Genomic DNA, 18,641 nt, shown 5'->3' on the forward strand with positions numbered 1-18,641 from the left:
AACGAGACGCCCGGCGCAGTCGACCGGCGGACTTCATACCAAGAAGCGAGGAGACGCAATGACTGTTTCGCACAGGTTGGCGCTCAGGCTGGTGTCGGTATGTCTCGCGGCGAGCGCCGCATTCGGGTCGGCTGCGCACGCGGCCGATCCGGTCACACTCAATATCGTCGACGTAGCCGGCGATCTCCAACTTACGCGCGCCGGCTTCGAGGCGTTCAAAGCGAAGTACCCGAACCTCGTCGCGAATATCACCTACACGAATGCGCCCGCGCCGCAATTGCCCGGCAAGATCAAGGCCATGCAGGGCGCGGGCCGCTCCGACATCGACCTGGTACTGACCGGCACCGACGCACTCGCAGCCGGCATCGAGCAGAACCTGTGGACCAAACTGCTGCCCGACAACGCGGCGCAATTCCCCGGCGTGCTCGACAAATACGCGCCTGGCCCGCGCAAGATGCAGGAGCTGGCGCAAGGCTACGGTCTGGAGGTCGCGTATATGCCTGCCGGGCCGCTGCTCGAATACAACCCCGCCAAGGTCAGCGATCCGCCGAAAACGCCCGAACAACTGCTGCAATGGTGCAAGGCGCATCCGGACAAGCTGATCTACGCGCGGCCCGCGAACTCGGGACCGGGCCGCACGTTCCTCATGGGCTTGCCCTATGTGCTCGGCGACAAGAATCCGCAAGACCCCATCAACGGCTGGGACAAAACCTGGGCCTTCCTCAAGCAGCTGAACGAATGCATTCCTTACTATCCGGGCGGCACGTCCGCGGTGATGAAGGAGTTGGGCGAAGGCACGCGCGACATGACCTTGACGGTAACGGGCTGGGACATCAATCCGCGCGCGCTCGGCATCGTGCCTGCCGATTTCCGCGTGCAGGCGTTCGACAACATGACGTGGGTGAACGACGCGCACTACATGGTGGTTCCCAAGGGCGTACCGAAGGAAAAGCTCGACGTGCTCTACAAGCTGATGAACTTCATGCTCGAGCCCGCGCAGCAGGCTCTGACTTACGACGACGGTTACTTTTATCCGGGTCCGGCGATCAAAGGCGTCACCGTCGAGCAGGCCCCCGCGCATAGCCAGGAAGTCCTGAAGAAGTACGGGCGGCCCGAGTACGCGAAGCTGCTGGCGGAGCGCCCGCACGTGTTGCCGCTCAATGCGGCCGCGATGGTCGCCGCCTTCAGGAAATGGGACACGGAAGTCGGCGCTCAAAAAACGAAATAACCGAGGCCGGATAGCCGCGCCCACTCGTGCGAGTGCGACTCGCGCGTGACGCGTCACGCGCATCAGGGAACCGCCATGAAGCATAACTTCGAACAGTTGCGGCTCGACTCGGTGAGCCGCAGTTTCACGAATGCGGAAGGCCAGTCGATCGCCGCGCTGCAGGGGCTCGATCTGAACATCCGGCGCGGCGAATTCATCGCGTTGCTCGGGCCGTCGGGCTGCGGCAAGTCGACGGCGCTGAACTGCATCGCCGGTTTGCAGCCGTTGAGCGGCGGGGGCATCTGGCTCGACGACAAGCGTATCGATGTATTGCCGCCGGAAAAGCGCGGCTTCGGCATGGTGTTTCAGAACTACGCGCTGTTTCCGCATATGAGCGTGCTCGACAACGTCGGCTTCGGCCTGAAGATGCGCGGCGTCGGCAAAAGCGAAATCATGCGGCGGGCGCGGGAGGCATTGCAACTCGTGCAACTGGTCGGCCATGAGCGCAAGCTGCCGGGGCAACTGTCGGGCGGTCAGCAACAGCGCGTGGCGATTGCGCGCGCGATTGTGATCGAGCCGCCGCTGATTCTGATGGACGAGCCGCTGTCGAATCTCGACACCAAGTTGCGCATCGAGATGCGCGCCGAAATCCGCCGCATTCATAGCCAGCTCGAACGCGCGACGCTGTACGTCACGCACGACCAGGACGAAGCGCTTTCGATGGCCGACCGCATCGTCGTGATGAGAGAGGGCGTCGTGCAGCAGGTCGCCACGCCGAAAGAGGTCTATACGCGCCCGCAGAATCTGCATGTCGCGCGTTTCATGGGCTATCGCAACGTCGCTGAATTCGCGCTCGAAGGCATGCAAGGAGAAGGCGTCGCGGTGAGCGCGAACGGTGTGCGTCTGATCGGCACGCCGATGGCGGGCTTCAACGGCAAGCGCGTGAGCGTGGCGCTGCGCCCGGAGGACATGGAACGCACGGCGCCCGGAGCCGAGAATGCGTTCGACGCGTTAGTGACCGTCGTCGAATACGGCGGCAATAGTTCGCTGCTGCGCGTGAAGACCGCGTTCGGCGATTTGTGGGCACGCGTCGCCGGCGAGTTCGTCGAGGGACAACATATCAGCTTGCGTGTGCCGCCTTCGCGCACGCTTGTCTATGACGCAGAGGCGGCATGAGCACGCCCATGCCGTCAGCGCCTGTCGCGCCCGCAGCGCAGCGCGACAGCAAGGCGTGGCTCGTCACGCCGGCGTTGCTCTTCATCGTCGCGTTGTTCATCTATCCGTTCGCGTACGGTCTCGCGCTGTCGTTCCGGCCGATGAACGGCGGCAGTGCATGGGCCAACTATCTGACGTTCTTCACTGACACGTCGATGTGGCCCACCATCATCGTCACGCTGAAGCTCGCAGTGCCGGCCACGCTGATCAACGTAGGCGTGTCGGTGCCCGTCGCATTCGCGTTGCGCCGGCATTCGCGGTATCAGAAGTTCGTGACCACGTTACTGGTGATTCCTGTCACGCTCGGCACGGTGCTGATCGCCGACGGCATGCTCACTTACTTCGGACCCAACGGCTGGTTTCCGCAGGCACTGCAAGGCATGCATCTCTATACCAGCGAAGTCCGGCTCACGCATAACTTCTGGGGCGTGCTGATCTCGCTGATCGTGTCCGGATTTCCGTTCGCGTTTCTGTTGACGCTGTCGTACGTGACCGGCATCGACCCGACGCTCGCGAGCGCCGCCGCGACGCTTGGGGCAAGTCCGTGGGAGCAGTTTCGCCGGATCTATTTGCCGCTGCTGGTGCCCGGTTTGACGATGGCCGCCTGCCTCTCGTTCGTGCAGGCGTTTTCGGTGTTTCCGTCGGCAGTACTGCTTGGCGCGCCCGCCGGGCCGACTCGCGTGATGTCGATTGCCGCAGCGGAAGCCGCTTTCGAAAGTTATGACTATTCGCTCGCATCCGCGATTGCGATGGTGATGGGCTTCGTGCAATTGGTGGTGGTCGCCGCCATGCTTGGCGCGCGCCGCTTCTTCTACAGCGGCCCTGCAACTGGAGGCAAAGGCTGATGACGACCGAGCGTGGCGGAGCGCCGGCTTCATGGTCCGCGTCCGAATCGAAACAGCAGGGCGACGACGCACGCGAGCCGAGGCGCGTAAAGCAGCGTGCGAGCGTGCCGGGCCGCGTATGGCGCGTGATCGTGTGGGGCGCGATGGTGTTTTTTCTTGCCAACGTCGTGCTGCTGATCGCCACGGTAGCGGTCAATTCGATCGCGACACGCTGGTTCGGCACGTTGCTTCCGCAGGGCTTCACACTGCATTGGTATGCGCAGGCGTGGAGCGATTTCCAGCTGGCGAGTGTGTTGTGGGTGACGGTCGAAGTAGTCGGCGCCGTCGTGCTGCTGTCGGTGCTGCTCGGCGTGCCGGCGGCATATGCGCTCGCGCGCGTGCAGTTTCGCGGCAAGCGCATTGCAATGCTGATCTTCCTCTTGCCGTTGATGGTGCCGCCCGTCACGTACGGCATTCCGATGGCGACCGTGATGTACAAGATCGGTCTCGCCGGCACGCTGAGCGGCGTGATACTTGCGAATCTCGTGCCCGCACTGCCGTTCGTGATTCTCGTGATGACGCCGTTCATCGAACAGATCGATCCGAATCTCGAAGCGGCCGCGCGCATTTTCGGCGCGAACACGTTCCGCTATTTCCGCTACGTGCTGCTGCCCCTGCTCGTGCCCGGCATGCTGGCCGCGGCGCTTCTGGTGCTGGTGCGCACCATCGGCATGTTCGAACTCACGTTCTTCACGGCAGGGCCCGCAACGCAGACGCTCGTGGTCGCGTTGTACTACGCGGTGTTTTCAACCGGCGTGCGCGCCCCGCAATCCATCGACGCCATGGCGATGATCTACATGGCAATCACGCTGGTCTGGGTATTGATCGCGCTGCAGTTCGTGAGCCCCACACAGATCGTCTCGCGCGTGAAGGAACCGAAGCGTTGAGCGGCGCAATGCGTCTCGCGAACTGGGGCGCTCAGTAGCCGACGCGATAGACTCGGCCCGTCTGCGCGCCTTCAACGCTGCGTAAATACCCTTGTGCGGCGCGTTGCGCGCTGACCGGCTCGAAGCCGCGGAAGTACGGCCCGTAGGCGCCCATTGATTCGGTCAGCACAGTCGGACTCACTACATTGATGCGGATACCGCGCGGCAATTCGATCGCCGCGCCGCGCACGAAACCTTCGAGAGCCAGATTGACGGTCGTCGCATTCGCGCCCTCGCGAATGGGCTCGTCGCCGACGATGCCGCTCGTCAGCGTGAACGAGCCGCCGTCGTTCACGTAGTTCTGCGCCGCTAGCACGACGTTGATCTGTCCCATGAGTTTGTCGCGCAGGCCGACCCAGAACTGTTCGCTGCTCATTTGCTCCAACGGGCCGAAATGCAGTTTGCCTGTCGCGGTGACGACGCCATCCACCTTGCCGAGTTCGCGAAAGAGCCGCTCGACGCTCGCTGGATCGGTGCTGTCCACTTGATACTGGCCGCGCGTCGCGCCTACTTCGATGACTTCGTGGCGAGCCTTCAGCGCCTCACTGACTGCCTGGCCCAGCGTGCCCGTGGCGCCGATCACGACGATCTTTTTCATTTGCCGCTCCATTGAGTTTGATGTGCAACGATTGTGCGCCGCGTCGGACACCACAAAAAGCCGTAGCGGGGAGCAGGTCTTGCAACCGTCGGTTTCTAATCAGTCGAACCTGAACAATCCGGAAGTCCTTGTGTGATGAGGCTTTACGGCCGAAATGGTGTTGTGGGAATTGCAGGGACCTGGCATATTGGTACGGGAATCCTGCAATTTCTGACGAGGTGCGGATGGGTCCCAAGACACCTGTGACGGAAGGAGATTTCTTCCGGCAACCGCTGCGTGAACAGATCAACCTGAAGCATCCGCTGGTACGCCTGACGGACCTGATCAACTGGGAACGGCTGGGCGCGTCGATGAGCGAGAGCTTCGTGTCCGGCAAGGGCCGCCCGGCAACATCACCGCGCCTGATTGCGGGTCTGCTCTACCTGCAACATGCCTTCGACCTGTCTGACGAAGAGGTTGTGTGGCAATGGGTTGAGAACCCGTATTGGCAGGTGTTCACGGGCGAGACTTACCTGCAGACGCAGCCACCAATCGACCCATCGAGCCTGACGCGCTGGCGCAAGCGGCTGGGTGAAGCCGGCGTTGAAGAGTTGCTGGCAGAGACGATTGAAGCAGCGAAGCGCGCCGGCGTGATCAAGGCCTCGAGCGTAAAACGCGTAATCGTCGACACGACGGTCATGGAGAAGGCGATTGCGTATCCGACCGATTCACGCCTGCTCGAACGATGTCGCGAACACCTGGTGAAGGCCGCTGCGAGACACGGCCTGAAGCTGCGGCAGAACTACAATCGCGAGGCGCCACGGCTGGCAAGCCAGATCAGTCGTTACGCGCATGCGAAGCAATACAAGCGGATGAGAAAGACACTGCGCACGTTGCGCTCGCGTGTGGGTCGGGTGATGCGCGACGTCGAGCGGCAAGTCGACGCGGTGGCCGATTGCAGCCGCGCGGCATTGCAGGAACTGATTGGCCGCACGAAGCGGATTCTGTCGCAGAAGCTGAAGGACAAGAACAAGCTGTATGCGCTGCACGCGCCGGAAGTCGAGTGTCTGGCCAAGGGCAAGGCGCGCATACCGTACGAATTCGGCGTGAAAGTGTCGATCACGACGACTCACAAGGAAGGGCTCGTGGTGGGGATGCGTTCAATGCCGGGCAACCCATACGACGGCCACACGCTGGCTGAGGCGCTGGAGCAGGCCGCGATCCTCAGCGACGTTACGCCAGAGGTCGCCATCGTGGACCGTGGTTACAAGGGCGTTGCGCTTGATGGCGTGAAGATCTATCACCCCGGCCTGCGGCGCGGCATCACATGCGGACTACGCGCGATGATCAAACGGCGAAGTGCGATCGAGCCTGCCATCGGTCACATGAAGAGCGATGGCAAGCTCGGGCGCAACTGGTTGAAGGGTGCGCTGGGCGATGCACTGCACGCCGTGCTGTGCGGCGCTGGCCACAACCTGCGGATGATCCTCAGGAAGCTACGGCTTCTTTATGCCTTCGTTCTTGCTGTTTTGTTCAGAATAGCCACCGACGCGATGGTGTGACCGCCGGAACTCAAGACGAATTGTTCAGGGCCGACTAATCAACGACAGGCGATAAAAAACGCGCATGTATTTAAACAATGCGCGCTTTGATATCCACCGACAAATCGGCCTCTTCGTCCAGATTCAAACGAGAGTGCAAATCGACAGATTATTTCACGCGCTCTATTTCGATCACGCGTGTGGGTCGCAAATGATTAAGGGCGTAATGAATGCGGCCGCGTTGATGGCGGTTTTCGCCTGGGCGCGAATAGTCGAACAGTTCATCGGTCGAATGGAGCGCCTGCGGTTCGAACATGCCTTTGTCGATTACCGTATAGCCCGGTTCGAGCGCGAGCAGCAGGTGATTGCCGCCCACGCGGCTGTCGAATCCGGCCATGCCGTCGAGCGCTTCCGGCACGCTGTTGTCGAGCGACGCGTTGCTGTTCGTGATCTCGTCGACTGCGATCGGACTCTGGCCCGCAATGCGCGCGGCTTCATGGTTCTTACCGTCGGTGTCGACCGTGCTGTCGTGTGAGCGGTCATTGTGCGATTCGGCGGTACGCGGCACGCTCGGGCCAGTTGGCTTGCTGGCGTCTGCTGCCTTGTCGATATGGGTGTTCATATGCATTCTCCTTTCAAGAAGTCGGGTTCAGAACTGCAAGCTCCGTTCCCTCACCTAGGCGATTGCGTGCGCGCGCCTTTCGTTTTTTTTAATGAACGCGCATTTTCTACAGAGTATGATCATACTCCGGCGAGCGGAGCGTGCTCTTCAAGAGCGCTTAATTGGTTCTCGCGGGTTCTCGCGAATTTCACATCGCTGTTTATCAACCGGTGCAACGAGCGCGGGCTTACTCAAAACATTCTACGGGGCCGTCAGGGCGGGTGACACATGCACTTCGATGCTGCATTCACACATCGCGGCTATTTGTTAAATTGCGCACCGGCGCGTGCCGGCGACGGCAGTTGGCAACCTTACGTAGTCATTTCGCGGTCGAGCGACGGTGAACTCGTCGCCAACCGCTTTTTCCCGACGGATCTGTGCTTTCACGACGAAGCCGCCGCAATCGCGCATGCGCGCGACTGGGCGGTGCGCTGGATCGACGCGAGCAGTCTGACCATCTGAGCGCACCTTCCCGTTTGCCTTGCGCGCAACGCTGCGCGAGCCACCGCAAAACGCGGTAATCTCTCGGGACAATCACTCGATACCGTGCTCCTCGCACGGCGCTGTCCTTATATGCCTAATGTGCCTTCCCACAACTGGGGCCTTGAACAGATCGTCGCGGACCTGCGTGCGTCGCGTGAAGAGTTGCATCGTACGCGGCATCCGCTCGGCATTCGTGAGCTGCCGTCGCGCGAAGCGGTGGTCAACATCGTCGCGGGGCTGCGCGCCGCGCTGTTTCCCACGCACTATGGCGCGCCGGATCTGACCGACGAAACCGTCGACTACTACGTCGGACACACGCTCGAAAGCACGTTGCGTTTGCTCGCGGAACAGATCCGCCGCGCGCTGCGGTTTCTGCCGGAACACGCGCAAACGCCGGAAACGGAATTGCGCGAGCGTGCCTTCGAAGTTGCGCGCCAGTTCGGCACGCAGTTGCCGGGCATTCGCGCGCTGCTCGTCAGCGACATTCAGGCGGCGTTTACGGGCGACCCGGCCGCGCAGCACATTACCGAAATTCTGCTCTGCTATCCCGGCGTATGGGCGATGACGCATCACCGTCTTGCGCATGCGCTGCATCGTCTCGGCGTGCCGTTGCTCGCGCGCTTCATCAACGAGATCGCGCACTCGGCAACCGGCATCGACATTCACCCCGGCGCGACGATCGGCCCGAGCTTTTTCATCGACCACGGCACTGGCGTCGTGATCGGCGAAACGGCGATCATCGGTGAACACGTGCGCGTGTATCAGGCGGTGACGCTCGGCGCGAAGAGCTTCGCCGCGGATATCGACGGCGCGCTGATCAAGGGCAATGCGCGGCACCCAATCGTCGAGGACGACGTCGTGATCTACGCCGGCGCGACGATCCTCGGACGAGTGACGATTGGGCGCGGCTCGGTGATCGGCGGCAATGTGTGGCTCACGCATAGCGTGCCGCCGGGCAGCAGCGTGTCGCAAGGCAAGGTCCGCGAAGGCGATCGGGGCGAAGAAGGGCGGCGTTGATGCGCGAGCGCGACGCGTCGCGTGGCCGCGTCCACATGCCTCGTTGCGCGATTGCAGGCGTCGAGGCAACAGTGGCCCAAACCGCGCATGCGTTTCCTCGCCATTCGCACGACCGCTTTGGCGTCGGCGTGATTCTCAGTGGCGGACATAAATCGGCGAGCGGTCGCGGGCCGGTCGAAGCGCGCGCCAACGACGCGATCATGGTGAATCCCGGCGAAGTGCACGACGGCAGTCCGCTCGATGAGCGCGGCCGCGCGTGGCGAATGCTCTATTTCGAGCCGTCGATGCTGGTGAGCGCGGCGGCTGAATTGAGCGGAGCGGCGGCGCGCGAGATAGAACTCACGCAGCCCGTGGTGCATGAGCCGTTACTCAAACATCTTTTCGAACGATTATTCGCCGTGGCGGTAGAGGCGCCGTGCGCGCCCGACGCCTTGGCGCGCGAGCAGGCGTTGCTCGAACTGCTTGCGCATCTGCTTGACGCTCATGCAACCCGGCAGGCAACCCGGCAGGCGAGCAATCAAACGCATGCTTTATCGTCGCGTCCCGCGGGACCGATTGCGCGCGCGAAAGCGCGCATCGACGACGATCCGTCAGCGCCGCTCACACTCGCCGATCTCGCCAGCGAAGCCCGCATGAGCCGCTTCCAGTTGCTGCGAGCGTTCGCGCATGAAATTGGCTTGCCGCCGTACGCATACCGGATGCAGCGGCGCGTGGCCCTGGCGCGGCAATGGATAGGGCGCGGCGCGTCGCTCGCCGACGCGGCCGCCGCTGCAGGCTTTGCCGATCAGAGTCACATGACCAGGGCTTTTGTGCGCCTGCTCGGCGTCACGCCCGCCAACTACGCTGCGGCGATACGTTGACGCAAGCTCACGCTGCGCCGATATCAACGCGCGATTCACAAGCGCAGGTGCTGCCACAGATCTAGTCCGTGCATGCCGGGCAATCCGGCATGCCGCCCGACAAACCAGGCCGCCGCCCACGAAGCCGCGACCACGATCAGGTCGCAATGTCCGCTATTCCATAGAATCAACGAATGCCGCCCGGCGATCCACGGCACACCGAGCGGGTTGGGCCAGTCGGCGAGCAGATGCATCAGGCCGCCGCATGCGAAGCCGAACGCGGGCGCTGCGTAGATCGAATGCCCGAGTTCCCAGTACGAAACCGCGAGCAGCGCGATCCAGCCAATGCCCCAATGCGTCAACGTGCGATGCGCGATCCACAACCGGCGTGCGCGCGACCACCACGCGACTTCAAGCCAGTCAGGCGCCGTGCTTCCCGCTACGCCCGCGATAAAACTCATTAGTACGCCGATATAAAACGCGCCGTCGTGACTGCCGCCGATGCGCGCGACAACCGCCGCCGCAATGACGCCCGCCGCGAAACCGGTTGCGTGATGTGCTTTGCTGGATGCCATCGGAATTCACGACGCAGCGCGCCGCATGAAGAAGAGGGCGGCTATGTTCGCAGATAGACGCGCAAAAAATAGCCGGGACGTCGATAGAAACGTGTCCCGGCATCGTATGTCAGGCATTAATCAAAGGTGCGTTCAACGCGAACCACGCGCGTGCCAGTTGCAACGATCAGGTCGCACAACGTGCAATATTGAAGCGCATTTCCGGTTCCGGCGGATCGTCGGGCGCGTTGGCCGGATGCATCACCTTGATCACCGAGCCCGCGTTCGACGGCGTCAGCGTGACGAAATATGAATTGTTCGAGTCTGAGCCGACCGCGATCTCGGTCGCGCTGCCCACGCGGGACAGGCGAACTCTCGACAAGCGGCTTTCCAGGCAACTGGCAATGTACGCGGGGGCACGTTGCGACGACACGTAGATCATGGGCTGCGACGCGTCGCGTGCGGCAGGGCCGTTGGAGGAACCGCAAGCCGCGAGAGTGGCAATCGCCACGGCGGCGGGAGCAAGCAGGAAAGTTCGTTTCATGGTGAGGTCGTCGGCGCCCCCGGTCATTTCGAGAATCTTGTGCGGGCGAAGCATAGCGCGGTCAATGCACCGAGCCATACAGCGATCGACGCAATGCGATGCTTCGCGACAAAGCCGCCTTCACTCGCGTTGCGCTCTCGCCGAAACCACGCGCAGCGAACACGCTCCATCGCGAAGAAAAATGCGGACGCCCGAGTATACCGAGCACGCGCTCGCGCCGTCACTTTCGTTACAAGCTGAAACGTTGCGTCCATGAAAAAACCCGCGACGTGATCGTGTCACGGGCGGGTCCGGAGGCAGCGCGAATCAGTAGGCTCGCGCTGCAAGCACTGCGTGGAGATTTAGAAGCGGTGACGCAATCCGACAGCCGCGGCAACCTGATTACCTGTGGACGACGGCGCGAGCGTATTGATCGCCGCCACGTTCGAGCCAAAGTTGCCGAGTTCGCCCGATGCATGCTGATACACGCCCTCGACGTAGACGTCGGTACGCTTGCTCAGCGAGTAGTCGCCTTGCAGCGAGACCGTATGCCACTTCGGATCGCCCGAGCCGTTCGAGCCCGACATCTTGCCGTCCGTGAACGTGTACGAAGCCGCGAGGCTCATTGCCGGCGTCAGCGCGTAGCGGCCGTTCACTTCGTAGTTGTCCAGGTGCAGGTTGGTGCCGGCAATGCCTGGCAGCGTCGCGCCGCCGACGTCGATGCCGGTGATGCCGTCCAGTTGCGTATGCGTGTACACGAAGCCCGCCGTTGCCGGACCGTATGTGTAGTTGATGCCCGCACCATAGGTGCGCTGCAGGTTGGCCGCGACCTGCGCAGTGCCGTCGCCTTGCGAGACGGCGCCGCTCAGATTGGAGCTGCCCGACTGGTTCAGTTGCAGATAAGCGGCCGCGACGCTCAGCGGGCCATTGTCATACGAAGCGCCCGCGCTCCATGCGCGATTGTTCGAGAACTGGCCAGCCGAATTGCTGAAGCCGTACAGGCCGCCGAACTTCAGGCCCGCATAATTCGCGCTCGTGTACTTGACCGCGTTCTTGATCGAGAACGAGTTGTCCAGGTTGTCGTTGTCGAACGGGTGGGCCGCGAGATTGTTGCCGTAGCCCGCGCCCGCCTCCGACAGCGGCGCGAGATAGTCGACCACGGAATCGTATTGACGGCCGAGCGTCAGCGTACCGTACTGGTCGCTCTTCAAGCCGACGAAAGCCTGGCGGTTGAAAATCGTGTTGCCTTCGGAGAACTGGCCGTTGTTCAGATTGAAGCCGCTCTCCAACGTGAAGATGGCGTGCAGACCGCCGCCCAGGTCTTCGCTGCCGCGCAAGCCGAAGTACGTGTTCGACACCGAACCGCTACCTTGCTGCCAGTTGCTGTGGCCGCCCTGATTGTTCGAATACACGAGGCCGGCGTCGAGCGTGCCGTACAACGTGACACTGCTTTGTGCGTGTGCGTTGAGCGCGAATGCGCCCATGAGACCTGCTGCGATGAGGGTTCTTTTCATTTCATGACTCCAGGGACAATGCATCGAGAATCGCATGCGGTTGACGCCGTGGACTGCGCAGATAGCGTCGGCCACGTGACGATCCGCTGCGAAGTGTATTCCCGCTATTCGCTTACTCAATTGAGCGGATGTCGCAACAGTCATTTCCAGAATCCGTAATGAAGATATTCGAATGGCGTAAGTGCGCACAAATAAAGGAGAATTGGCAACGCACGCGAATAGGGCGCCGCATTCCAGGTTATCCCGTTGTTGCCGGCGCGCTACGGCTTTCAAAGTGCCTTATTGCAGAACCTTTGCTGATGCTGCCGGCGTAAGGTCGAATTGCCTGCGATTCACGCAATAAAGCATTTGTCGTCTGGGACGCTATTCGGTTCGTCGCCAGTTATGTTTGCCTTCCATCAAAGGGCGCGTCTTATAAAATTTATACGCTGCTTTCAGGCTAATTTTTTCACTATTTTTATAATGGCTTTATAAGTTCCGTTTAAACGGCGAAATGCACTATTTCCACGCGCGAAATGACCGCTAGGACTTGTCCGTTCGTCAGAGCGCGGCGTTCGGCGCGCCGGAGGCGGGTAGAATTGCATGCTCGATATGTGTTTCAAGCCCAGCGATAGTGAGTGAACCTGTAATGACCGACCCAACCCTTCCCTCGTCCGACCAAGCTGCTGAACCCGCGACGGAAGGCGCGTCCGCACCCGATACCACGCGGATCGAAAGTGAGCCCGAAACGCTGCACGAAGCGCGTCTTTGGCGCGACGACGGCTGGACCGCGCGCGTCATCAAGAACGAAGACGACGAAGGCTGGGCTGTCGAAATGATCAAAGACGGCGAAGCGGAGCCCGCGCTTGTCGGCCCATGGACAATGGGTCGCAACAAGAAAGACCCGAAGCCGCTCGACACAGGCGCGTTCAATACGCTCGTGAAAACCGCGTCTGAAGTGCTGCGCCGTCACGAGCAGCAACTGCGCGCGCAACTTCACAAGGAAGTACGCGTGTCGAGCGCGGACGGCAACAACGAGCTCGACATCACGCTAGACATCGTGCCGGATGAAGACGAACCGTACGCGCTGTTGACCGCGCTCGACACATTCGGCGAGCAACTCGCGCAAGTGCAAGTCGCGCCTAATTTCAAGCTCAGCAAGGCGAGCGCTTCTGCGTGGGTCGAGAATGACTTCCGGCGTCCCGGCTGAGTCCAGCTCTTAACGCTGGTTGTGGTCGGAGCGAATATTACCAACGGCTGTCAATATACTTTCACATTCGCTTCATAGAATCCTCGCGTCATAGCGGCGCGAGCGCGAACCATGCGGTTTGAATCCGAGTCGTGCCGGCTGTGAGTTATCCACGCCACCACAACCAGGATTACGACAACATGGCTGAGCCGTTCGACCCTTCCCGCCGCAAGGCCCTGAAACTGTTCTCCGGCGTGCCGATGTTGCCGATGTTCCCATTGGGCGGTCTCGCCACGGCTTCCATGCTGAGCGGGTGCGGCGGCAGCGACGACCTCGCGACGCCGGCCAAGCCGGTCGCCAATTTCGTGTCCGCGGCTTTCAGCGCAATGGCGGCGCCGACGCTGGCGGACCCCGCCGCAATGGCGAAAACCACGGTGGGCTCCACGCTGACCGTGCAGTTGAGCGACGGCAGCAGCCGCACATTCAAGCTCTCATACCAGCCGTTCTTCATTACCGGCGACATGGTGCCGAACATCAAGGGCGGGACGATTCTTGCCGGCGGCTACGTGGACATCAACAATCAGCCGATCATCGACAAATCGGTTGCCGGCAAGGAGCGTCAGTTTTACTCCGATTGCCCGGACGGCAGTTCGCTGATCCGTCTCGACAGTCCGGCCGTGAAGGGAATCAAAGGCAACGCCGTGTTCGCAGTCGTGCAGTTCGAGTACGCGACACGCGACCAGAGCCTGGTGTCGATGTACGGTCAGTTGCCGTCGCCGATCGCCGTGCTGACGCTCGACCAGGACCCGGCCACCGGCAAGCTCACGCTCGTTGGCTACCACAACGTCGATACGTCGAAAGTGCATGGCTTGTGGATTACCTGCGGCGCGAGCCTGTCGCCTTGGAACACGCATCTGTCGAGCGAAGAGTACGAGCCGGACGCTGCGACCATCTCCTCCAATAGCCAGTTCAAGGGCTTCAGCCGCAACCTGTTCGGTAGCGAGACGACGGCGAATCCGTATCACTACGGCCATTTGCCTGAGGTCACCGTCAATCCGGACGGCTCCGGCACGATCAAAAAGCACTATTGCCTTGGCCGCATTTCGCACGAACTGGTTCAGGTGATGCCGGACAAGCGCACCGTGCTGATGGGCGACGACGCCACCAACGGCGGCCTCTTCATGTTCGTCGCCGACCGCGAGGCCGACCTGTCGGCGGGCACGCTGTATGTCGCGAAGTGGACGCAGGTGTCGTCGAGCGGCGCGGGCGCGGCGACGCTTTCGTGGATCAACCTGGGCCACGCGACCAGCGACGAAATCGAGTCGCTCGCGAACACGCTGACCGCGGCCGACATCATGGACGTCAAGACCGCCGATCCGCTCGACACGTCGTACACCAAGATCAACTTCAACGGCACGTTCAACTGGATCCGCGTGAAGCCGGGCATGACCCAAGCCGCGACTTTCCTCGAGACGCATCGCTACGCGGCGCTCGTCGGCGGCAGCATGGGCTTCACGAAGCTCGAAGGCACCACCGTCAATATCAAGGACAAGGTGCTGTATTCGGCAATGTCGCGTATCGAGAAATCGATGGTGCGGGGCAACGCCGCGTCGACGGACGTGGCGGTCGACAAGGCCATCAGCGCCGGCGCGGTCTACGCGCTCAATATGAAAGGCGGCCAGCTCGACCGCAGCGGCGGCGCGATCAATAGCAACTGGGTGCCGGTCGATATGGCGGCGCCCGCGGCGCTCGTCGGCGAAGATCTGTCAACCGCCGACGCGCTCGGCAACACGGCGAACGCCGACCGTATAGCGAACCCGGACAACCTCAAGTTTTCGGAAAAGCTGCGAACGCTTTTCATCGGCGAAGACAGCAGCATGCACGTGAACAACTTCCTGTGGGCGTACAACGTCGACACGAAGACGCTGTCGCGCGTGCTGTCGTGTCCGGCGGGCGCGGAGTCGACGGGGCTGCACGCCGTCGACGAGATCAACGGCTGGACCTACGTGATGAGCAACTTCCAGCACGTGGGCGATAGGGAAAGTCCGTTGCACGACAAGGTCAAGGCCACGCTCGATCCGCTCGTGCGGGCCAACTATAAGGACCGCTTCGGCGCGACGGTCGGCTATCTGACGGCCGATCCGACGTCGATCAAGTTGTAACGTGGCGGCAGGCGGCGCCGATAGTGAAGCGCCGCCTCAACTCCGCTTGCAGAAGATCGCCGTGATGAGCGGCGCCACGCGGTGCACGATTGCCGTGCCGCCGGTCGCCGTCACCGCGGCCCGCACCTTCGATTCGCTTCCGAACACCACCACGCCGTACGCCGAGCGTGCCACCGGCTCGCCTTCTCCAACGCGGAACATGGGATCGTCCTTCTCATAGCCGACCACCGCAAATATGTGAAACCCGAACGCGGTCAGGTCCGCCCCTTGCGCGGGAGAAAATGCGTTGATCGAGTTGCTTTCGACGCGGGTGGGCTTCGGGTCGATCAATTGATTTCCGGCAAGATCGGCGATGAATTGATGACCGCTTTCATTGCAGGCAAGCGGCGCGTCCAGAGCAGTCGCATGAGCGGCGAGCGGCAGCGCGAGCGCCACGGCAATAAGTGCGGCTGTGCAGAAGACACGCGAAGCGGCAGGCGAAAGAAAGCGTTTCATAGCGTGAAAGGCGACGTAATCGATGTACTGCGGATGTACTGCGGATGTACTGCGATGTGGTGCGCTGTAGTGTGTTCACAACGGCTAGCGTGGTTAAACACCGAACCCGCGCAATCCGCGAACACTGCCTGCATCCAAGTGATGTTGCGGGACAGGCGCAACAGGATTCGCACTTTATCGCGATTCGGCAAATCCTGCTTCATGGACGGGCAGTCGGCAATCCGTTCGCGAGTCCGATTAACCGCAAACAAACTGAAGGGAAGAAAGCAATCTTTCTCGATCCCGTATATATTTCCGGGTTATGAATTCGCGACCCCAGACTCCATTTAATGTTCCGCCGCCCCGAACCTGGGACGCGCGGCTAGCCCGCCGGCTCGTGACACCGCTTATTAACACGCGCGTCACGCCCAATCATCTGACTACGCTGCGTCTGCTGATCGGCGTTGCAGGCGCGCTGTGCCTCGCGCGCGGCGGTTTCGCGTGGGCCAATGCGGGCGCGGTTCTTATCGTCCTGTCCAACTTCGTCGACCATACCGACGGCGAGCTTGCCCGCATCAGCGGGAAGTCGAGCCGGATCGGTCATTTTTACGACCTCGCCTGCGACGCGCTTGTCACCGTCATGCTGTTTATCGGCATGGGTGTGGGCGCTGGAGCGTCGAATATCGGCGGGCTGTCAGTCGCGCCGGGCTGGCTCGGCGCGGTCGCCGGCATTGCCGTCGCGCTGATTTTCTTCCTGCGTATGCGCATCGAGGAAATGGCCGGCAAGGCGGGCACGAAGCAGGCCGCCGTGGGCGGCTTCGAAACAGAAGACGTGTTGTATCTGCTGCCCATCGTCACGCTGACGAGCGTCGTGATGCCGTTCGTCGTGGCCGCTTCGATCGGTGCGCCGCTCTTCGCCGTGTGGGTGATGATCGACTACTGGCGCGTCTCGCGCCGTACCGCGCAGCTAGCTGGAACTGGCGCGGGTGCTTCTGAAACCCATCAAGTAGTGGCCGGTAAATGAGCACGCAAGCGAGTACACACGCCGAAGACGACGTGGCCGCATCTACGCGCATCGAACATGCCGTGCCTGCAATGCACCCGGTGCCCGCCGCGCCGGACGCCGACCTCGCGGTCGCGAGCCGCACGCGCACGTTCGACAATCCGCGCTTGCGCAAGGACTTCGCCGGGCAGGGCGCATTTCTCTATCTGGAAGATTTCCTCGCGCCGGAAGTCACCGCGCAACTCGTGCACAGCGCGCGTGCGCTGCTCGACGAAGTGAACCGCAACTACCTGCCGGGCCACAAGCAGGGCGGCAGCGTGAGCCGTCACACGATCGACCGTCTCGCGCCGTTCATCGCCGAACTGTATCGCTCGAAGGAACTGATCGGCTGGCTCGAACAACTGAGCGGCGACAAGCTGCAAGTGTCGCCGGCGGACGATCCGCACGCGTACGCGCTGTATTACTACACGCGGCCAGGCGATCACATTGGCTGGCACTACGACACTTCGTACTATGACGGCCGCCGTTACACACTGCTGCTTGGCGTGATCGACGAATCGTCGTGCCGTCTCGACTACGAATTGCACACGCGCAATCCGGATGTGCCGGATCAGCCCGGATCGGTGCAGATTCCGCCTGGCGGCCTGGTGTTTTTCGACGGCGACAAGCTGCGTCATCGCATCACGCCGGCCGGCCCGAACGAGATGCGCGTGTCGCTCACTTTTGAATACGTCACTGACCCGAACATGCGTCCGTGGCGTCGTCTGATCTCCAACATGAAAGACGCCATCGCGTATTTCGGCTTCCGCCAGGTGTTTCGTCAAATGACTCAGGCGAAAACCCGCGACAAGGACCGCGCATGAGTCGCGCAGCTCTGATTTTGCTGTCGATCGGGACGGCGCTGTTTGTCGGCCTGCTCGCGTGGCAGGGTTTCGGTTCGGTAGTGTCGACGCTGCTTGCCGCCGGTTGGGGGCTCGCGCTCGTCGCCGCGTTTCACGTGGTGCCGCTAGCGCTGGACGCCGGCGCGATCTCGGTGCTGTTGCCGCGCCGCCGCGACGGTGGGCGTCACGATCTGTCGGTGCGTGACGCGCTGTTCGCGCGCTGGATCGGTGAATCCGTGAACAGTCTGCTGCCGGCCGGCCAGATCGGCGGACCGGTGGTGATGGTGCGGCAGCTGTCGCAGCGCGGCATGCCGATGCGAGACGCGGCTGCGGCCATCACCGTGAGCACGACCGCCCAGGCGCTCGCGCAAATCATTTTCGCGCTCTTCGGGCTGCTGATGTTCGGCGCCTACGCGGCGCACGGCGCGCTGCACGACCTGCAAACCGCCACGCTGATTGCAACGGCGGTGCTTGGCGGCATGATCGTCGGTTTCTATTACGCGCAACGGCGCGGGCTGTTCGGCCGGCTGCTCGGCGTGGCGTCGAAACTGTTCGGCAAACGCGACTGGTCCGGGCTGATGACACGCGCCGAAGCCGTCGACGCCGCCGTGCAGGCCATGTACCGCGAGCGCGCCCGGGTCGCTGCGAGCTTTGCGCTGAGTCTTGCCGGCTGGATCGTCGGCACCGTCGAAGTGTGGCTCGCGCTGCGTTTTCTCGGCCATCCGGTCGACTGGGTCGACGCGCTGCTGCTCGAAAGCGTCGGCCAGGCAATTCGTGGCGCGGCCTTCATGATTCCCGGCTCGCTCGGCGTGCAGGAAGGCGGCTACTTGCTGCTTGCGCCGCTGGTGGGTCTGCCGCCCGACGCGGCGCTCGCGTTGTCGCTGACCAAGCGCGCGCGCGAAATCCTTCTAGGCTTGCCGGGTCTGCTGGTCTTGCACTTCAGCGAACGAAGCTGGCAAAGGCGGCGTGCCCTTGGGCGCGTTCCCGCTGTCGATTAAACTCCGTATCTTTT

At 62.1% G+C, this 18,641-nt stretch carries 19 protein-coding genes; 13 read left to right on the plus strand and 6 right to left on the minus strand.

Annotated features, from left to right (window positions below; genetic code table 11):
- Window positions 1-58: 58 nt before the first annotated feature.
- The 4 genes from RW095_RS17405 to RW095_RS17420 all read left to right on the plus strand — a co-directional run bounded on the left by RW095_RS17405 (window position 59) and on the right by RW095_RS17420 (window position 4,193).
- On the plus strand, window positions 59-1,228 hold the full coding sequence (locus RW095_RS17405; RefSeq protein WP_317017186.1) for an extracellular solute-binding protein: 1,170 nt from the start codon (window positions 59-61) through the stop codon (window positions 1,226-1,228).
- A 75-nt stretch (window positions 1,229-1,303) separates the two neighbouring features.
- Window positions 1,304-2,383: an ABC transporter ATP-binding protein gene (locus RW095_RS17410; protein ID WP_317017187.1), complete on the plus strand. Its 1,080-nt coding sequence runs from the start codon at window positions 1,304-1,306 to the stop codon at window positions 2,381-2,383.
- Window positions 2,380-3,267 carry an ABC transporter permease gene (locus tag RW095_RS17415; RefSeq protein WP_128586012.1) on the plus strand — a complete coding sequence of 296 codons (888 nt, stop codon included), beginning with the start codon at window positions 2,380-2,382 and terminating at the stop codon, window positions 3,265-3,267. The genes RW095_RS17410 and RW095_RS17415 overlap by 4 nt, the downstream gene beginning before the upstream one ends.
- Window positions 3,267-4,193: an ABC transporter permease gene (locus RW095_RS17420; RefSeq protein ID WP_317017190.1), complete on the plus strand. Its 927-nt coding sequence runs from the start codon at window positions 3,267-3,269 to the stop codon at window positions 4,191-4,193. The genes RW095_RS17415 and RW095_RS17420 overlap by 1 nt, the downstream gene beginning before the upstream one ends.
- 31 nt (window positions 4,194-4,224) lie before the next feature.
- Here the strand turns inward: RW095_RS17420 and RW095_RS17425 are convergent, their stop codons facing one another.
- A complete protein-coding gene (locus RW095_RS17425; protein WP_317017191.1) occupies window positions 4,225-4,830 on the minus strand; it encodes a short chain dehydrogenase in 606 nt (201 codons plus the stop codon).
- Window positions 4,831-5,054: 224 nt separating this feature from the next.
- Here RW095_RS17425 and RW095_RS17430 point away from each other — a divergent pair, with 224 nt between their 5' ends.
- Window positions 5,055-6,371, plus strand: coding sequence for an IS5 family transposase (locus RW095_RS17430; protein ID WP_317017193.1), 1,317 nt, complete (start codon window positions 5,055-5,057; stop codon window positions 6,369-6,371).
- A gap of 148 nt (window positions 6,372-6,519) precedes the next feature.
- On the opposite strand, the gene RW095_RS17435 is transcribed toward RW095_RS17430, so the two are convergent.
- Window positions 6,520-6,972, minus strand: a complete 453-nt coding sequence (locus tag RW095_RS17435; protein ID WP_317017195.1) for a DUF3005 domain-containing protein — start codon at window positions 6,970-6,972, stop codon at window positions 6,520-6,522.
- Between the two features lie 267 nt (window positions 6,973-7,239).
- On the opposite strand from RW095_RS17435, the gene RW095_RS17440 reads away from it, so the two are divergent.
- From RW095_RS17440 to RW095_RS17450, 3 genes are all read left to right on the plus strand, one after another.
- Entirely contained in the window at window positions 7,240-7,473 is a 234-nt protein-coding gene (locus tag RW095_RS17440; RefSeq protein WP_317017197.1) for a hypothetical protein, read from the plus strand.
- Window positions 7,474-7,584: 111 nt separating this feature from the next.
- Window positions 7,585-8,511 carry a serine O-acetyltransferase EpsC gene (epsC, locus tag RW095_RS17445; protein WP_317017198.1) on the plus strand — a complete coding sequence of 309 codons (927 nt, stop codon included), beginning with the start codon at window positions 7,585-7,587 and terminating at the stop codon, window positions 8,509-8,511.
- Window positions 8,511-9,371 carry an AraC family transcriptional regulator gene (locus tag RW095_RS17450; protein WP_317017200.1) on the plus strand — a complete coding sequence of 287 codons (861 nt, stop codon included), beginning with the start codon at window positions 8,511-8,513 and terminating at the stop codon, window positions 9,369-9,371. The genes epsC and RW095_RS17450 overlap by 1 nt, the downstream gene beginning before the upstream one ends.
- Window positions 9,372-9,406: 35 nt before the next feature.
- On the opposite strand, the gene RW095_RS17455 is transcribed toward RW095_RS17450, so the two are convergent.
- The 3 genes from RW095_RS17455 to RW095_RS17465 form a co-directional block, all read right to left on the minus strand.
- Window positions 9,407-9,925 (minus strand): metal-dependent hydrolase, encoded by a 519-nt coding sequence (locus tag RW095_RS17455; RefSeq protein WP_317017201.1) that lies wholly within the window; start codon window positions 9,923-9,925, stop codon window positions 9,407-9,409.
- Between the two features lie 166 nt (window positions 9,926-10,091).
- A complete protein-coding gene (locus tag RW095_RS17460) occupies window positions 10,092-10,448 on the minus strand; it encodes a sugar ABC transporter ATPase (RefSeq protein WP_128596345.1) in 357 nt (118 codons plus the stop codon).
- Window positions 10,449-10,789: 341 nt separating this feature from the next.
- A complete protein-coding gene (locus RW095_RS17465; RefSeq protein WP_317017204.1) occupies window positions 10,790-11,941 on the minus strand; it encodes a porin in 1,152 nt (383 codons plus the stop codon).
- Window positions 11,942-12,569: 628 nt separating this feature from the next.
- Between RW095_RS17465 and RW095_RS17470 the strand changes: the two genes are divergently transcribed.
- The gene (locus tag RW095_RS17470) at window positions 12,570-13,130 is read left to right on the plus strand and encodes a hypothetical protein (RefSeq protein WP_317017206.1); all 561 of its coding nucleotides are present in this window, start codon (window positions 12,570-12,572) and stop codon (window positions 13,128-13,130) included.
- A 179-nt stretch (window positions 13,131-13,309) separates the two neighbouring features.
- Entirely contained in the window at window positions 13,310-15,271 is a 1,962-nt protein-coding gene (locus RW095_RS17475; protein WP_317017207.1) for a PhoX family protein, read from the plus strand.
- 36 nt (window positions 15,272-15,307) lie between these two features.
- Here the strand turns inward: RW095_RS17475 and RW095_RS17480 are convergent, their stop codons facing one another.
- Entirely contained in the window at window positions 15,308-15,766 is a 459-nt protein-coding gene (locus tag RW095_RS17480; protein WP_317017209.1) for a hypothetical protein, read from the minus strand.
- A 301-nt stretch (window positions 15,767-16,067) separates the two neighbouring features.
- Here RW095_RS17480 and RW095_RS17485 point away from each other — a divergent pair, with 301 nt between their 5' ends.
- The 3 genes from RW095_RS17485 to RW095_RS17495 are packed head-to-tail and all read left to right on the plus strand — an operon-like array spanning window position 16,068 to window position 18,627.
- Window positions 16,068-16,769, plus strand: a complete 702-nt coding sequence (locus RW095_RS17485) for a CDP-alcohol phosphatidyltransferase family protein (RefSeq protein ID WP_317017210.1) — start codon at window positions 16,068-16,070, stop codon at window positions 16,767-16,769.
- Entirely contained in the window at window positions 16,766-17,611 is an 846-nt protein-coding gene (locus tag RW095_RS17490; protein ID WP_394365091.1) for a HalD/BesD family halogenase, read from the plus strand. The genes RW095_RS17485 and RW095_RS17490 overlap by 4 nt, the downstream gene beginning before the upstream one ends.
- Window positions 17,608-18,627 carry a flippase-like domain-containing protein gene (locus RW095_RS17495; RefSeq protein WP_317017211.1) on the plus strand — a complete coding sequence of 340 codons (1,020 nt, stop codon included), beginning with the start codon at window positions 17,608-17,610 and terminating at the stop codon, window positions 18,625-18,627. Before RW095_RS17490 ends, RW095_RS17495 begins: the two co-directional genes overlap by 4 nt.
- Window positions 18,628-18,641 lie beyond the last annotated feature (14 nt).

The organism is Paraburkholderia kirstenboschensis (assembly GCF_032806925.1).
GTDB classification, from domain to species: Bacteria; Pseudomonadota; Gammaproteobacteria; order Burkholderiales; family Burkholderiaceae; genus Paraburkholderia; species Paraburkholderia kirstenboschensis.

Coding starts and splice junctions, on each gene's coding strand:
- RW095_RS17420 (WP_317017190.1), top strand. CDS start 3,267: ATGACGACCGAGCGTGGCGGAGCGCCGGCTTCATGGTCCGCGTCCGAA.
- epsC (WP_317017198.1), top strand. CDS start 7,585: ATGCCTAATGTGCCTTCCCACAACTGGGGCCTTGAACAGATCGTCGCG.
- RW095_RS17405 (WP_317017186.1), top strand. CDS start 59: ATGACTGTTTCGCACAGGTTGGCGCTCAGGCTGGTGTCGGTATGTCTC.
- RW095_RS17450 (WP_317017200.1), top strand. CDS start 8,511: ATGCGCGAGCGCGACGCGTCGCGTGGCCGCGTCCACATGCCTCGTTGC.
- RW095_RS17410 (WP_317017187.1), top strand. CDS start 1,304: ATGAAGCATAACTTCGAACAGTTGCGGCTCGACTCGGTGAGCCGCAGT.
- RW095_RS17490 (WP_394365091.1), top strand. CDS start 16,766: ATGAGCACGCAAGCGAGTACACACGCCGAAGACGACGTGGCCGCATCT.
- RW095_RS17455 (WP_317017201.1), bottom strand. CDS start 9,925: ATGGCATCCAGCAAAGCACATCACGCAACCGGTTTCGCGGCGGGCGTC.
- RW095_RS17430 (WP_317017193.1), top strand. CDS start 5,055: ATGGGTCCCAAGACACCTGTGACGGAAGGAGATTTCTTCCGGCAACCG.
- RW095_RS17470 (WP_317017206.1), top strand. CDS start 12,570: ATGACCGACCCAACCCTTCCCTCGTCCGACCAAGCTGCTGAACCCGCG.
- RW095_RS17415 (WP_128586012.1), top strand. CDS start 2,380: ATGAGCACGCCCATGCCGTCAGCGCCTGTCGCGCCCGCAGCGCAGCGC.
- RW095_RS17485 (WP_317017210.1), top strand. CDS start 16,068: ATGAATTCGCGACCCCAGACTCCATTTAATGTTCCGCCGCCCCGAACC.
- RW095_RS17495 (WP_317017211.1), top strand. CDS start 17,608: ATGAGTCGCGCAGCTCTGATTTTGCTGTCGATCGGGACGGCGCTGTTT.
- RW095_RS17440 (WP_317017197.1), top strand. CDS start 7,240: ATGCACTTCGATGCTGCATTCACACATCGCGGCTATTTGTTAAATTGC.
- RW095_RS17480 (WP_317017209.1), bottom strand. CDS start 15,766: ATGAAACGCTTTCTTTCGCCTGCCGCTTCGCGTGTCTTCTGCACAGCC.
- RW095_RS17435 (WP_317017195.1), bottom strand. CDS start 6,972: ATGAACACCCATATCGACAAGGCAGCAGACGCCAGCAAGCCAACTGGC.
- RW095_RS17475 (WP_317017207.1), top strand. CDS start 13,310: ATGGCTGAGCCGTTCGACCCTTCCCGCCGCAAGGCCCTGAAACTGTTC.
- RW095_RS17425 (WP_317017191.1), bottom strand. CDS start 4,830: ATGAAAAAGATCGTCGTGATCGGCGCCACGGGCACGCTGGGCCAGGCA.
- RW095_RS17460 (WP_128596345.1), bottom strand. CDS start 10,448: ATGAAACGAACTTTCCTGCTTGCTCCCGCCGCCGTGGCGATTGCCACT.
- RW095_RS17465 (WP_317017204.1), bottom strand. CDS start 11,941: ATGAAAAGAACCCTCATCGCAGCAGGTCTCATGGGCGCATTCGCGCTC.